This window comes from Marinomonas phycocola, from assembly GCF_047525455.1.
Lineage (GTDB): Bacteria > Pseudomonadota > Gammaproteobacteria > Pseudomonadales > Marinomonadaceae > Marinomonas.
The window spans coordinates 44,139-58,137 of sequence record NZ_JBLIXL010000006.1; the positions used below are offsets into that span (position 1 = coordinate 44,139).

Annotated in this window: 14 protein-coding genes; 12 read left to right on the plus strand and 2 right to left on the minus strand. The window is 41.1% G+C overall.

Going from position 1 to position 13,999, the window contains the following annotated elements; genetic code table 11:
• Window position 1 precedes the first annotated feature (1 nt).
• From ACMUMJ_RS06240 to ACMUMJ_RS06270, 7 genes are read left to right on the plus strand one after another with little or no spacing between them, the layout of a single operon-like run.
• Window positions 2–1,249: a peptidylprolyl isomerase gene (locus tag ACMUMJ_RS06240; protein ID WP_414677942.1), complete on the plus strand. Its 1,248-nt coding sequence runs from the start codon at window positions 2–4 to the stop codon at window positions 1,247–1,249.
• A gap of 17 nt (window positions 1,250–1,266) precedes the next feature.
• Window positions 1,267–2,265: a 4-hydroxythreonine-4-phosphate dehydrogenase PdxA gene (gene pdxA, locus ACMUMJ_RS06245; protein ID WP_414677943.1), complete on the plus strand. Its 999-nt coding sequence runs from the start codon at window positions 1,267–1,269 to the stop codon at window positions 2,263–2,265.
• The gene (gene rsmA / locus ACMUMJ_RS06250; protein ID WP_414677944.1) at window positions 2,262–3,059 is read left to right on the plus strand and encodes a 16S rRNA (adenine(1518)-N(6)/adenine(1519)-N(6))-dimethyltransferase RsmA; all 798 of its coding nucleotides are present in this window, start codon (window positions 2,262–2,264) and stop codon (window positions 3,057–3,059) included. Before pdxA ends, rsmA begins: the two co-directional genes overlap by 4 nt.
• Window position 3,060: 1 nt before the next feature.
• Window positions 3,061–3,432, plus strand: coding sequence for a Co2+/Mg2+ efflux facilitator ApaG/CorD (apaG, locus tag ACMUMJ_RS06255; RefSeq protein ID WP_414677945.1), 372 nt, complete (start codon window positions 3,061–3,063; stop codon window positions 3,430–3,432).
• 9 nt (window positions 3,433–3,441) lie between these two features.
• Complete coding sequence (locus tag ACMUMJ_RS06260) at window positions 3,442–4,254, plus strand: symmetrical bis(5'-nucleosyl)-tetraphosphatase (protein ID WP_414677947.1); 813 nt, start codon at window positions 3,442–3,444, stop codon at window positions 4,252–4,254.
• An 11-nt stretch (window positions 4,255–4,265) separates the two neighbouring features.
• The gene (glpE, locus tag ACMUMJ_RS06265; protein ID WP_414677948.1) at window positions 4,266–4,583 is read left to right on the plus strand and encodes a thiosulfate sulfurtransferase GlpE; all 318 of its coding nucleotides are present in this window, start codon (window positions 4,266–4,268) and stop codon (window positions 4,581–4,583) included.
• Between the two features lie 21 nt (window positions 4,584–4,604).
• Window positions 4,605–5,705 (plus strand): tRNA nucleotidyltransferase/poly(A) polymerase-related protein, encoded by a 1,101-nt coding sequence (locus tag ACMUMJ_RS06270; protein WP_414677949.1) that lies wholly within the window; start codon window positions 4,605–4,607, stop codon window positions 5,703–5,705.
• A 75-nt stretch (window positions 5,706–5,780) separates the two neighbouring features.
• On the opposite strand, the gene folB is transcribed toward ACMUMJ_RS06270, so the two are convergent.
• Both folB and tsaD read right to left on the minus strand, forming a co-directional pair.
• On the minus strand, window positions 5,781–6,143 hold the full coding sequence (folB, locus tag ACMUMJ_RS06275) for a dihydroneopterin aldolase (RefSeq protein ID WP_414677950.1): 363 nt from the start codon (window positions 6,141–6,143) through the stop codon (window positions 5,781–5,783).
• 8 nt (window positions 6,144–6,151) lie between these two features.
• Window positions 6,152–7,180 (minus strand): tRNA (adenosine(37)-N6)-threonylcarbamoyltransferase complex transferase subunit TsaD, encoded by a 1,029-nt coding sequence (gene tsaD, locus ACMUMJ_RS06280; RefSeq protein WP_414677951.1) that lies wholly within the window; start codon window positions 7,178–7,180, stop codon window positions 6,152–6,154.
• A 386-nt stretch (window positions 7,181–7,566) separates the two neighbouring features.
• Between tsaD and rpsU the strand changes: the two genes are divergently transcribed.
• The 5 genes from rpsU to ACMUMJ_RS06305 all read left to right on the plus strand — a co-directional run bounded on the left by rpsU (window position 7,567) and on the right by ACMUMJ_RS06305 (window position 13,986).
• Entirely contained in the window at window positions 7,567–7,782 is a 216-nt protein-coding gene (gene rpsU, locus ACMUMJ_RS06285; RefSeq protein ID WP_191601055.1) for a 30S ribosomal protein S21, read from the plus strand.
• Window positions 7,783–7,933: 151 nt separating this feature from the next.
• Window positions 7,934–8,380, plus strand: a complete 447-nt coding sequence (locus ACMUMJ_RS06290) for a GatB/YqeY domain-containing protein (protein ID WP_414677952.1) — start codon at window positions 7,934–7,936, stop codon at window positions 8,378–8,380.
• Between the two features lie 18 nt (window positions 8,381–8,398).
• Window positions 8,399–10,345 (plus strand): DNA primase, encoded by a 1,947-nt coding sequence (gene dnaG, locus ACMUMJ_RS06295; protein ID WP_414677953.1) that lies wholly within the window; start codon window positions 8,399–8,401, stop codon window positions 10,343–10,345.
• 111 nt (window positions 10,346–10,456) lie between these two features.
• Entirely contained in the window at window positions 10,457–12,292 is a 1,836-nt protein-coding gene (gene rpoD, locus ACMUMJ_RS06300; RefSeq protein WP_414677954.1) for an RNA polymerase sigma factor RpoD, read from the plus strand.
• A gap of 293 nt (window positions 12,293–12,585) precedes the next feature.
• Window positions 12,586–13,986: a PhoH family protein gene (locus ACMUMJ_RS06305; RefSeq protein WP_414677955.1), complete on the plus strand. Its 1,401-nt coding sequence runs from the start codon at window positions 12,586–12,588 to the stop codon at window positions 13,984–13,986.
• Window positions 13,987–13,999 lie beyond the last annotated feature (13 nt).

Below are 13,999 nucleotides of genomic sequence, written 5' to 3' on the forward strand. Positions count from 1 at the left end.
CATGACAAAAATACTTCCTATTTTAGGCACTTTAATTTTACTCTCGCCTTTTAATACAAGCTTAGCTGCCCCTGTAAAAATAAATGGCATTGCAGCAATCATTGACTCTGAAGCCATCCTAGAAAGCGATATTGAGACGCGTTTTAGAATTATTCGTGATCGTGTCCCCAATGGCATTTATAATGCCGATGTTAGGAGGCAAATCCTCAACTCTATGATCGATGAATTTGTTCAAGCCAATTATGCAAACAGAGTCGGCATTCGAGTCAGTTCGTCTGATGTAGATCGGGCAGTATTGAGTGTGGCATCCAAGTTAGGGACAGATTTGACTGGTTTTAAGTCCGTATTGCAACAACAAGGCATTGAATACAAGCGCTATAGAGCTCAGATAAAAAATGAAATACTTATGTCGAATGTTAAAAAACAAGTCGTCAGAGAACGTATCAAAATCACTGAACAAGAGATAAATGACTTTCTCGAGTCCTCTGAGAGCCTTGCACAAACAAAAGACGAAGTGCGTTTACGTCACTTACTTGTCCGCTCAAAAAACGTACTCCAAGCAAAAAACAAAATTCAAGACATCGCCAGTCAAATTCAATCTGAAGAGGATTTTATACGATTTTCCATTAGCCAATCTGACGGCCCTTCTGCCGTGAGAGGCGGTGATCTAGGATGGAAACCACTGAATCAGCTACCTTCGCTTTTTGTTAGAGAACTCACTACAGGTAAAGGGCCTTTTTATGGCCCGATTCAAAGTAATGCGGGGTTTCATTTATTATGGCTTGTCGATAAACGAGTCCCTGCTGTGGAATTACAACAACAAACAAAAGCACGCCACATCCTAATAAAACCAAACGCGATTAGAAACGTTCAACAGAGTCAAGAGTTCGCCTCAACCCTATACAGAAGACTACAACAGGGTGAAGATTTTGCCGCATTAGCAAAAGAATACAGCGAAGATGAAGGCTCTGCACTCAAAGGAGGAGATCTAGATTGGGTTGCGGCAGGCACGATGGTTTCCCAATTTGAACAAATGATGCAACAAACACCCGTAGGTCAATACAGCAAACCCTTCAGAAGTAATTTTGGTTGGCATATTGTTCAAGTTGATGGTCGCCGTAATGCTGACGTAAGCGAGAAGATTAAAAAAGAAAATGCAGAAAAAGCGCTTATAGCTCAAAAACAAGATCTTGTTTTAAGTAATTGGCTTGATGAATTAAAGAATCAAGCATTTATTGACATTAAATAATTTATTGGGCCAACTAAATGACGTTACCTATTATTGCCATTACCTCAGGGGAACCAGCAGGTATTGGCCCCGACATTATTATCAGTGCATTACAAAAAACATTATTAGGTCGCATCATCGTTATCGCTGACCCAACACTGTTAGCGGACAGGGCAACAGCACTTGGACTGAATGTGAACATTCACATTATCCAAGATGTAAACACACTGCCAGAACACACTGCGGGCAATATCTACGTACTGCCACTAGCATTGTCGAAAAACGTCATCGCCGGGACACTTGACGTGTCAAATGCACCCTATGTGCTAGAAACGCTTAAAATTGCTGGTGAAGGCTGTGTTAATGGAACGTTTGATGCGATTGTAACGCCTCCAGTTCACAAAGGCGTTTTATGCGATACTGGTGTTCACTTCAGCGGACATACTGAATATTTCCAGCAGCTCACAAAGTCTGATCAAGTGGTTATGATGCTCGCAACTCCCTCTTTACGCGTTGCACTTGCAACAACACATCTACCGTTAAAAGACGTCTCAGGTGCCATCACACAGGACAGTCTTATCGAAGTAACACGAGCACTCAATAAAGACTTAACGGATAAATTTGCTATCAGTCAGCCTAGAATTTTAGTCTGCGGTCTAAATCCTCACGCAGGAGAAGGCGGACATTTAGGAAACGAGGAAATAGACACCATCATTCCGGTATTAAATACACTAAGAAATGAAGGAATGGATCTTGTCGGCCCACTACCAGCAGACACCCTCTTCACTCCAAAATATTTAGAGAATTGCGATTGTGTCCTCGCAATGTATCACGACCAAGGGTTACCTGTGTTAAAATACCAAGGATTCGGTAACGCGGTAAATATTACCCTAGGCTTGCCCATTATTCGTGCTTCCGTTGATCATGGCACAGCACTCGATCTTGCTGGCAGCGGAGATGCAAGTCATGGCAGCCTTGAAGTTGCTATAAATTACGCCATCGAAATGGCCAATAACTCAAAAAAGTTTCCTAAATGAGCAAACCACAAGCACACAAAGCAAGAAAACGTTTCGGACAAAACTTCCTACATGATTATGGCGTTATTCGACGAATAGTCGCTTGCATAGCACCAAAAGAAGGCCAAAGATTAGTTGAAATTGGGCCAGGTAAAGGTGCACTAACCGAAGGTGTTATCAGCATTACAAAAAAAATGGACGTCGTTGAGTTAGATCGCGACTTAATCCCTATCTTAAAAGTGAATTTATTCCGTTACCCAGATTTAAGAATTCATGAAGCCGACGCAATGAAGTTCGACTTCTCATCTTTAGCTCAAAATGGGCCAATTCGAGTTGTAGGCAACCTACCTTATAATATTTCGACGCCACTTATATTCCACCTTTTAAGCCAAGCAAACATTATTGAAGACATGCACTTCATGCTACAAAAAGAAGTTGTTGATCGCTTAGCAGCAAGACCGGGAGACAATTTATATGGTCGTTTAAGTGTCATGACCCAATATTATTGCCAAGTTGAAGCTCTTTTTATTGTTGGCCCTGAATCCTTTGATCCACCACCCAAAGTAGACTCTGCCATTGTCAGAATGACACCGCATAAAGAATTACCTCATGTGGCACACGACATAAATTTACTAGAAAGCACCGTACGAATGGGCTTTCAGCAACGTAGAAAAACCCTTCGAAATAATTTCAAAGGCATTTTAAACGATCTGGATTTTGAACAACTAAACATCGACCCGACACTTAGACCTGAAAGGCTGGATGTTGGCGATTACGTTCGTATTACAAATCATATAGAAAGTAAAGGGCTGTAAGATGATCAATCACGTTACTGTCTTAGTCACAACTCACTATCTGAAAGATCAGTCTTTTCCTGAAGAGCAACGTTTTGTATTCTCTTATCATGTCACAATTAAAAACCAAGGAGAACAAGCCGCTAGATTGCTTGCTAGACATTGGGTTATTACTGATGGCAATGAAAAAGTACAAGAAGTAAAAGGCCAGGGAGTTATTGGAGAAACGCCGATACTACAACCAGGAGAGAAGTTTGAATACAGCAGTGCTGCTATTCTACAAACCGCGGTAGGTATAATGCAAGGAAACTATAAAATGATTGCCGAAGACGGAACAGAATTTCTTGCCGTCATCGACCCATTTACTCTTGCCGTACCCTATCAAGTACATTAAGAGGCGCTTATGGCAACCTACGCAATTGGCGATCTGCAAGGGTGCTTAACACCTTTGCTAAAACTACTGGATATCATTCAGTATAACCCCGACCAAGACCAACTCTGGTTTGCTGGCGATCTGATCAATAGAGGCCCAGAGTCACTCGCTACACTGCGTTTTATTTATTCATTAAGGGATAAAGTAAAGGTCGTACTGGGTAATCATGACTTACATTTGCTTGCCTTGTCTCGTGGGTTTGGCCGCCTAAAGCGCAGCGATACGCTAAAAGAGATCCTAAATGCACCAGATAGAGACCAACTGCTCGACTGGTTACAGTCTCAACCTCTTTGTCATTTTGATAAAGAACTGAATACCGTGATGGTACATGCAGGCATTCCTCCATGCTGGAATTTGGAACAAGCGCTGCAACACTCTAAAGAAGTTGAAAGTACTCTAAAAAGTGACCACGCAGACGATTTTTTTAGCATCATGTACGGAAATAAATCACATAAATGGGATGACAGCCTCACAGGAATGGAGCGACTAAGAGTCATCGTCAATTATCTAACCAGAATGCGATTTTGTACCGATTCAGGCCGACTTGATTTAAAATCCAAAGAAGGCCCAAGCACAGCGTTAGCAAATTATGCACCTTGGTTCAGCTATCCTTCAAAGCTCCCACAAGATTGCCAAGTTGTATTTGGTCACTGGGCAGCACTTGAAGGAAAGGTGAATTACCCTAATATACATGCTTTAGATACAGGTTGTGTTTGGGGAGGCAGTTTAACCGCCATTCGCCTCGATGACCGACTTTTATTCAGCACACCATGCCCACTGTAAAGGATCGAATAATGACTTATAAGTGCATCGATATTAACGACGCGTTACCCCTTATCCAAAACGATGCTCAAATCGTAGACATTCGTGATAACGTCAGCTTCCAAACAGGCCATATAAATAATGCCATCAATCTAAACAATGACAATATTGCCGCTTACATAGAAGAAGCCAATAAAGATGTACCACTTATTGTCTGTTGTTACCATGGGAACAGCAGTAAGAATGCAGCCGCTTTTTTAACCGATCAAGGCTTTCAAGAAGTCTATTCACTCAATGGTGGTTTTGGCCAATGGAGTGCCGTTTTCCCTGATCAATGCTCGCAAGCCTAACCTGCTATTAAGAATGATGACATGCCTAAACACACCGTATACTTAGTTGGAGGCGCAGTCCGTGATGAGTTACTCGGGCTTAATGTCGTAGATAAAGATTGGTTGGTTACTGGTGCAACCCCTGGCGACTTACTCTCAGAAGGCTATACACAAGTAGGTAAACAATTTCCTGTTTTTTTACACCCAAAAACCAAAGAAGAGTACGCTCTTGCACGGACAGAAAAGAAGCAAGGGGTTGGCTATACTGGGTTTATGTGCGATTTTTCACCCGACATTTCCCTAGAAGACGATTTACTACGACGTGATTTAACCATAAACGCCATAGCGAAAGATGAGTGGGGAAAGATCCATGACCCTTTTAATGGCCAAAGTGATATAAAAAATAGAATTTTCCGTCACGTTTCCAATGCCTTTATTGAAGACCCATTACGTGTCTTACGTGTGGCTCGATTTGCCGCTCGATTTGCCCAATTTGATTTTAGTATAGCCCCTGAAACACTTGAGCTTATGCGTGAAATTAGCCAATCGGGAGAGTTGCTAACGTTACCAAAAGAACGTGTGTGGAAAGAGCTCGAAAAAGCATTACAAACATCAGACCCCGACTGTTTTTTTTCCATATTGCATCAATGCGATGCGCTTAACACCTTATTTCCTGAACTGTCATGGCCGATAAACAATCAATCATGGGAAAATTTTTCCCATTCAGCACCTTTTCAAAAATGGGCCTACTTATGCTCTGAATCTCATCCAGACTCGATAAAAACCTTACAAAGCAAGTCAAAAGTTCCCAAGCAATTTGCAAATTTAGCCTTACAAGTAAGTGAATTCATTCACGACTACACACTTCCATTATCCGTAACTGAATGGGAAGAATGGCTAACACGGACATCTGCAATTAAACGTCCTCAACCTTATCTATTAATAATCGAAGTACTTTCAGACATAACCAAAAGTAATTTAAATGACTGGCAGGAACTTAGAACGCAAGTGGCTGGCATCAGCAGCAACCAGTTAATAAAACAAGGGTTTATCGGAGCGGAACTGGGTAAGGAAATGAAGAAAGCAAGACAAGATGCTTTGAAAGCTCTTAATAGCCCATTGATACGGCACGAAGAAGCTTAAAGTACACGACAAGATTTAAAGAGTTAGTTAACCGTTTTTATGACATGCCGTTAACCAACTCTTTATAGTAAATGGCTATGTGGTCGGCTTTTGACGGTAAATTTTCACGCCTACCGCATTTGCCGATGGAACAGCCCCTGGCTTTCTCAACGCCATGGTCAATGCATTAATATGAAAGTCGTTTAACAACGCTCTACATAGACGCTCCGCTAACGTTTCAATCAGCTCAAATACATTCTCTTCACAGTATGATGTGATGTAATTTGAAATGGCTTCGTAATCCAATGTTTTACTCAAATCATCGGTTGCAGCAGGAAGGCGATTATCATGTTCCATCTCTAGGTCAAACACCAAAGCCTGCTTGATTTTCTTTTCCCAATCGTAAACACCGATCACGGCCTCGGTCTTTAAACCTTCAATAAATACTGTGTCTTTCATTTTGCCCCCTATACTGGTGGTAAATCGGATAATGGCCAACGAGTACGAATCGTCAAGTTTAATGGAGAGGATTGCCCTGCCAATAAACGCTGGGCACCTGCATAAGCAATCATGGCGCCATTATCAGTACAAAACTCTGGTCGGGCATAAAACACACTCCCCTTCATTTTAGCTAACTGTTTTTCCAATTGAGAACGTAAACGAGTATTGGCACTCACACCACCTGCAATAACCAACTGAGTCAGCGACTCTTGCTCTAGTGCTCGACGGCATTTGATGACCAGCGTATCTACAACTGCTTGCTCAAATGCCAATGCTGCATCCGCTTTAAACTGTTCATCACAAGACTCATTATCCAAAGCAGCATGAACAGCCGTTAAAAATGCTGTTTTCAATCCACTAAAGCTGAAATCCAAACCCGGTCGATCGGTCATAGGTCTGGGGAATTTCAAGCCAGAGTCAGTACGCCCAGATTTTGCTAAAGCAGCAATATACGGCCCTCCAGGATAAGGCAAACCAATCATTTTTGCCGCCTTATCAAACGCTTCTCCAGCGGCATCGTCTAATGATTGACCTAATAATCGATACTGACCAATGTCATCGACTCTCACTAGTTGTGTATGACCTCCCGATACTAGCAGAGCAATAAAAGGCATTTTAGGTTGGCGCTCTTCCAACATAGGAGCTAATAAATGCCCTTCCATGTGATGCACACCTAAAGCAGGAATGTTTAATGCGTAGGCCAAAGAGCGCCCAATTGTCGCACCAGCCATAAGCGCACCAGCCAAACCTGGCCCACTGGTAAAAGCAATACCTTGCAGTGCTTGCTTTGGCATACCAGCCTCAAGCAATACTTCGTCAATTAAAGGCAAAGTTTTTCGAATGTGATCACGTGATGCTAATTCTGGCACTACACCACCGTATTCCGCATGCTTTTCAATTTGAGAATAAATTTTATGGGATAATAAACCGTTATCTGTATCATAAATTGCAATCCCAGTTTCATCACAAGAGGTCTCTAAACCTAGTACTATCATTTACATAAATCTCTTTGGAACATGTTGACTATATTGTATATGAAAACCACATAAAATATGCCCTCATAACGAAACTTAGCTCCTTGTTTTGTTTTTCTATAGACTTCCGTCTAGCGGGACTCTATAATGTCGCACGTTTTAAATTATGAATTAAAAGGCAGGTGATCTTTTTTTGTTCCGATACGGAATCGGACAGCTCAATTGAACAATATGATCAATCTCTTTCATGTTCAGTTTCTAGCATGAGCAGATTAAAAAATTAGGGTGAAAGATCACTTCGATCACAGGGTGCTCTTATCTTTTGAAAGCACCGCAAAATACAGGTATTATGCCTGTGTTTTTGTGAACACAAAAATTCATAACATTAATTATTTAAAGGTAAATACATGCCAGCTGTAAAAGTTAAAGATAACGAACCATTTGACATTGCTCTACGTCGTTTCAAACGTTCTTGCGAAAAAGCAGGCGTTTTGGCTGAAGTTCGTCGTCGCGAATGCTACGAAAAACCAACTACTCTGCGTAAACGTGCTGCAGCTGCTGCAGTTAAACGTCATGCGAAGAAAGTTTCTCGTGAACAGCGTAAATTTCAACGTTTGTACTAGGACGGTTACTTTCTAATTCAATTTAAATTGAATTAGAAATGTCCTCAAACGTCAGTTTATTTTGATTTATTCAAAATAAACCAAGAAAACGGCCAGTATTTTTACTTGCCGTTTTTTTTGTTTTCAACAACCACAACTCAGGGCCCTAAACATGTCAGCACTTAAAAAGACCATATCTGATCAGTTAAAAGCTTCTATGCGCGCTAAAGAAAAAGCACGTGTAACACTAATTCGTACAATCATGTCAGAGTTCAAAAAAATTGAAGTGGATGAGCGCACTGAAGTAAATGATGCGCGTGCACTAGCCGTACTAGACAAAATGCTAAAACAACGTAAAGACTCCGTTCAACAATTTACTGACGCAGGCCGCGTCGACCTTGTAGAGGTTGAAGAAGCAGAAATGGCGATCATTCGTGAATTCTTACCTCAGCCACTAACAGAAGAAGAAACTGAAAACTTAGTAAAAGCGGCCATTAGCGAAACAGGCGCGACAAGCATGCAACAAATGGGGGCAGTCATGACCATAGTAAAACCTCAAGTCCAAGGTCGTGCAGACGTTTCACAAGTAAGCAAACTTGTAAAAAAACTTTTGAATTAGTCATATAAGGTATTTCACATGGCGGGCCGTATTCCAGATCAATTTATTGACGAACTCCTTGCGCGAACGGACATTACAGATGTGGTCGCGTCCCGTATAAGCTTAAAAAAAACAGGGCAAAATTACAGCGCACTTTGCCCATTTCATAACGAGAAATCGCCATCATTCAGCCTCAACCCAAACAAACAGTTTTACTATTGCTTTGGCTGTGGTGCTGGTGGCAACGCCATCTCTTTTTTAATGGAACACGACCATTTAGATTTTGTTGAGTCCATTGAGCTGTTAGCAAAAGACGCAGGCTTGGAAGTCCCCAGAGAACAAGGCACTCCAGATCGCTACGAACAAAACGCAGGCTTGCTAAACATCCTCACGGAAAGCGCCACCTTCTTCCAAAAACAATTAACAACACATCCAGAAAAAAACAAGATAAAACAATATTTAGCAGAAGATAGAGGACTTTCAGGTCAAATAGCCAAAGTATTCGGTTTAGGATTCGCACCTCCTGGCTGGGATAATCTATTAAAAAACCTAGAACAAAAAGCCGAAACCCAAGAACACCTTTTTCAAGCAGGAATGCTAATTGAAAAGAAAGATAATGCAGGGCATTTTTACGATCGATTCCGTGATCGCGTTATGTTTCCAATTCGAGACTCACGAGGTCGAGTCATTGCGTTTGGTGGTAGAGCATTTGGCGATGAAAAACCCAAATATCTGAATTCACCAGAAACCCCTATATTCCACAAAAGCCAAGAACTTTACGGACTATATGAAGCAAAGCAAAACACCCCTACACTAGACCACATCATAGTAGTTGAAGGCTACATGGATGTTATCGTATTAGCCCAACACGGTATCACCTATTCTGTTGCAACACTAGGCACATCAATTAATAGCCAACATATTCAAAAACTTTTCAAATTGGTTAGTAAAATCACTCTTTGTTTTGATGGGGACAAAGCAGGTCGTTCCGCCGCTATCAGAGGACTTGAGGCCAGTTTAAGCGTTATGCAGGATCAAAAGCAGGTACGCTTCCTTTTTCTTCCTGAAGGAGAAGACCCCGACTCCCTCATAAGAAAAGAAGGAAAGGAACTCTTTTTAAATCGGCTCGATGACTCATCCTCTTTGGCACACGTACTTTTCAAACACGCTCGTCAAGACGTTACACTTTCCGACGAAGAGGGGGAAGCTCAATTTGCACAAAACGCCATGCACTACATCCAGCAAATGCCCGAATGCACTCTAAAGTCCGTGCTCATTAAACAACTGACAGAACAATCAGGCATTGACTCGAAATCGCTTTCCATCACTACCCAGAAACCAAAGTATCAAGTTCAGACTCAACCACAAGCCCCACATGAAAATCATATGAGTAATGGGGCCATTTACCATAACGAATCACCTGCACATTATACCGATGCTTCAGGTGAATCCTACACTCCAACACCATCGACACCCTACTCCAAGAAAAACAAAAAACAATTCAAACCCTTCAAAGATGAAGCGTCATTCAATTTTCCAAAACAGGCTTTTTTAAAACCTCTATCGCAAATTGACAATGCCACCTTATGCTTATTATTACACCCGCATACAGCACAAGAACTTGATGTAAGCGATCCCTTACTTCGCCAACCCAATCCAGAGATTCAAACTTTTGGAAAAGTATGGCGCTATTTTAATAAACACCCAGAAAGAAACGCAGGTCATTTATTAGGCTATTGGATAAATAGCACCGATTACGATTCAATTTTATATTTATTAAACCATCCTGATGCTCACACAAAGCTTCAAATTAGCAATGCAAAACAAGAGGTTAAGGATGTAATCAATAGCATGGAAGAAAAACTTGGTCTCAATGCCAGTAGCCAGAGGTTGAAAAATCAAGGAAAAGAGACCATAAAGGATAGTGAAGGTCGTACAGAGCTCCTTCAATGGATGGAGCAAATGCGCAAGAAGAAGCGTCTTTAAATTGCTCATTTCTTTATATTAAACAATAAAGAATCTAGATAAGGCTGTTTGTTCTTGCTATAATGCGCGGCTTGCTATTTTCCCAACGAATTTCAAACGATAGGTTGTCGAATGCCAGACACTCAACAGTCGCGTCTCAAAGAGCTGATCGCCAAAGGTAAGGAACAAGGCTACTTAACCTTTTCCCAAGTAAACGACCACCTTCCTGATGACCTTTCTGACCCAGAACAAGTCGAAGAAATCATTGCCATGATCAATGACATGGGCATAGTGGTTTCAGAATATGCTCCAGATAAAGATAGCCTTATCATGGAAGAAGGCGATTCTACCGATGAAGCGGCTGCAGAAGAAGCTGCTGCTGCACTTGCTGCCGTAGAAGGCGATGTAACTCGAACAACCGATCCTGTACGCATGTACATGCGTGAAATGGGCACGGTTGAACTGCTGACCAGAGCAGGCGAAATTGCTATTGCTAAGCGTATCGAAGAAGGTACTCGTGAAGTCATGTCGTCTGTTTCTTATTACCCTGGTGCCGTAGATGTATTACTTAATACATACGCAAGGGTAAAAGAAGAAGAAGGTCGTTTAAGCGATATCTTCAGTGGCTTTATTGATGGTGATGGCGAAGAATTAATATTTGATGATCCCATTGTCGAAGAGCCTGAAGAAGACGAGGAAGAAGAAGCTGAAGAGGACACAGCTGAAGGCGATACTGATGAAGAAGAAACAGAAAGCGGCCCAGATCCTGAAGAAACCGCTCGTCGTTTCAATGAAATCAGTCGTGTTTACGCTGAATTAAAAGCACTTCTTGAAACTCGTGATCGACAAGACCCTCTTGTTAAAGAAAAACAAGAAGAACTGAGCTTAAATTTCGCTCCTATCAAACTTGTACCAAAAATGTTTGATGAGCTAGTGTATCGCGTTCGTTCTCGCATGGATAAAGTACGGGACCAAGAACGCAATATTATGCACGTCTGCGTACGCAAATCAGGCATGCCTAGAACCGAGTTTTTGAAACGCTTCCCAGGAAACGAAACCAATGCAGATTGGTTCTCTGAGCAAGTTAATTCAGGCGCTAACTACGCGAGTAAACTGCTTGAAAATGAAGCTGAGTTTATGCGAAGCCAGCGTAAACTTCGCAACATTGCGAAAGACAGCGGCCTAACCATTGCTCAGTTGAAAGAAATCAATCGTCGAATTTCCATTGGTGAGACTCGTGCTCGTCGTGCGAAAAAAGAAATGGTTGAAGCCAACTTACGATTGGTAATTTCGATTGCTAAAAAATACACAAACCGTGGCCTACAGTTTTTGGATTTAATTCAAGAAGGTAACATTGGTTTGATGAAAGCGGTTGATAAATTTGAATATCGTCGTGGTTATAAATTCTCCACCTACGCTACCTGGTGGATTCGTCAGGCAATCACTCGCTCCATAGCAGATCAAGCAAGAACAATACGTATTCCTGTTCATATGATTGAAACCATCAATAAGTTGAACCGAATCTCTCGCCAAATGCTGCAAGAAATGGGACGTGAAGCAACACCTGAAGAATTAGCTGTACGAATGGATATGCCTGAAGATAAAATTCGTAAGGTATTGAAAATAGCTAAAGAGCCAATTTCAATGGAAACACCTATCGGTGATGATGAAGATTCTCATCTAGGTGACTTTATTGAAGATGATGGCGCAGAATCTCCAATTGATACAGCAACCATTGAGGGTCTACGCGAGGCGACTACATCTGTTCTATCAGGTCTAACTGCCCGTGAAGCAAAAGTCCTTCGCATGCGTTTCGGTATTGATATGAACACAGATCATACACTTGAAGAAGTAGGCAAGCAGTTTGATGTGACACGTGAACGTATTCGTCAAATTGAAGCGAAAGCATTGCGTAAACTTCGCCACCCAAGCCGTTCTGAGCATTTACGCAGTTTCCTTGATGAATAATCAAGCTCTCTAAACTGTGTAAAATAAAAACCGTTACGATTTTATATCTTAACGGTTTTTTTTCATTCCTGAAAAATTACAGATAAACAACAAATAACTCCCTACACAACACACAAACCTGTCATAAACTTACTTCATACTATAAAAACAAACGAATGAAGGCAAAGAGAAACAAATTTCTTTAATATTAATTTAGAGCACCCTTCATCCTATCACTCAACATAAAGGTTCGTTAATTATCTATAACAGCACTTGTATTTAAACGTTTTTAAATCTCTACAGGAGTATACATTATGGGAAAAATATACGTACTGGATACCAACGTTCTACTACATGACCCACTGGCTATTTTTGCATTTGGAAAGCACAAAGTGGTCATTCCAATGACAGTACTAGAAGAATTAGACGTTATTAAGGATCGTCGAGACAAAGACGTCAGTCGCGAAGCTAGAATGGCCATCAATACTATTGATCGTATTGTCGGAAATGCTGCCCCAAAGCAATTGCTTGAAGGGGTACCTATCATCGCGCAACCAACTAAGGATAAGACCACTCAAGTAAGCCAAGGTGCCCTTGCCATTTATCCGGATCAAAAAATTGCTAAAATAGATAATGTTCCTTTTCTCAACAGCAACCATGATCATGCAAATGATAATCGCATAATTAACGTTGCATTAAGTCTTCAGGCTACCCACCCTAGAGAACGAATCTATTTAGTAACTAAAGATATCAATATGAGGATAAAGGCCAAAGGGTCAGGACTGGAGCGCGTTGAAGACTATCGTAAAGATAAAGTACTTGATGACGTTGATTTATTAAGTAAAGGCTACACACACTTTGAAGGCAGTTTTTGGGAGAAAATAGAAAAAGTTAAAACTGAACAACACGTACGACACACTATTCACACCATTCCAAAACATGAAATTGATCCTTTATATCCCAATATGTTTCTGATTGACGACATGGAGTTCGTCGGATTTGTTTGTAATATAGACGAAGAATACGCCTATATACTCGATATCAACAAGCAAAGTTTAATGCATCAAAGCTTCTGGGGAATCAATCCACGCAATCTTGAACAAGCCATGGCCTTTTACCTATTACGTCATGAAAATTCAGATTTAATGATTATGACAGGACCAGCAGGATCAGGAAAAACCTTATTAGCACTGGCTTATGCCTTACAAGTGACAATGGAGGAAAAGCGTTTTAATAAAATCATTGTCGCACGCTCCACCCCACCAATGGCAGAAGACATTGGCTTTTTACCCGGTACAGAAGAAGAGAAAATGGCTCCTTGGTTAGCCGCTTTTGATGATAACTTAGAAATTTTACATGGAGCAGATGAGCACTCCTTTAGCAGTATTGACTATGTCAAACAAAAAGCAAACATCCAATTTAAATCATTAAACTTTATGCGAGGAAGGTCTTTTAACAACGCTCTGATTATCATTGACGAGGCACAAGGACTCACTCAATTTCAGCTCAAATCCATTATTACTAGAGTAGGTTCCAACTCTCGAATAATCGTACTTGGTAACCTAGCCCAAATAGATAACAAGTACATAAACCCACTCACATCAGGCCTCACCTATATAGTCGAGAACTGCAAAGCATTTAATTATGCCAGTGTTATGCACGTAAATGGCATTGAAAGAAGCCGATTAGCAGAATTTGCAGAAGAAAACCTATAAACACAAAAAAGCC

Excerpts from the sequence above, each read along its gene's own strand:
- folB (WP_414677950.1), bottom strand. The coding sequence starts at position 6,143 with ATGAAAGACACAGTATTTATTGAAGGTTTAAAGACCGAGGCCGTGATC.
- glpE (WP_414677948.1), top strand. The coding sequence starts at position 4,266 with ATGACTTATAAGTGCATCGATATTAACGACGCGTTACCCCTTATCCAA.
- rpsU (WP_191601055.1), top strand. The coding sequence starts at position 7,567 with ATGCCAGCTGTAAAAGTTAAAGATAACGAACCATTTGACATTGCTCTA.
- pdxA (WP_414677943.1), top strand. The coding sequence starts at position 1,267 with ATGACGTTACCTATTATTGCCATTACCTCAGGGGAACCAGCAGGTATT.
- tsaD (WP_414677951.1), bottom strand. The coding sequence starts at position 7,180 with ATGATAGTACTAGGTTTAGAGACCTCTTGTGATGAAACTGGGATTGCA.
- rsmA (WP_414677944.1), top strand. The coding sequence starts at position 2,262 with ATGAGCAAACCACAAGCACACAAAGCAAGAAAACGTTTCGGACAAAAC.
- apaG (WP_414677945.1), top strand. The coding sequence starts at position 3,061 with ATGATCAATCACGTTACTGTCTTAGTCACAACTCACTATCTGAAAGAT.
- ACMUMJ_RS06240 (WP_414677942.1), top strand. The coding sequence starts at position 2 with ATGACAAAAATACTTCCTATTTTAGGCACTTTAATTTTACTCTCGCCT.
- ACMUMJ_RS06270 (WP_414677949.1), top strand. The coding sequence starts at position 4,605 with ATGCCTAAACACACCGTATACTTAGTTGGAGGCGCAGTCCGTGATGAG.
- ACMUMJ_RS06260 (WP_414677947.1), top strand. The coding sequence starts at position 3,442 with ATGGCAACCTACGCAATTGGCGATCTGCAAGGGTGCTTAACACCTTTG.
- ACMUMJ_RS06290 (WP_414677952.1), top strand. The coding sequence starts at position 7,934 with ATGTCAGCACTTAAAAAGACCATATCTGATCAGTTAAAAGCTTCTATG.
- rpoD (WP_414677954.1), top strand. The coding sequence starts at position 10,457 with ATGCCAGACACTCAACAGTCGCGTCTCAAAGAGCTGATCGCCAAAGGT.
- dnaG (WP_414677953.1), top strand. The coding sequence starts at position 8,399 with ATGGCGGGCCGTATTCCAGATCAATTTATTGACGAACTCCTTGCGCGA.
- ACMUMJ_RS06305 (WP_414677955.1), top strand. The coding sequence starts at position 12,586 with ATGGGAAAAATATACGTACTGGATACCAACGTTCTACTACATGACCCA.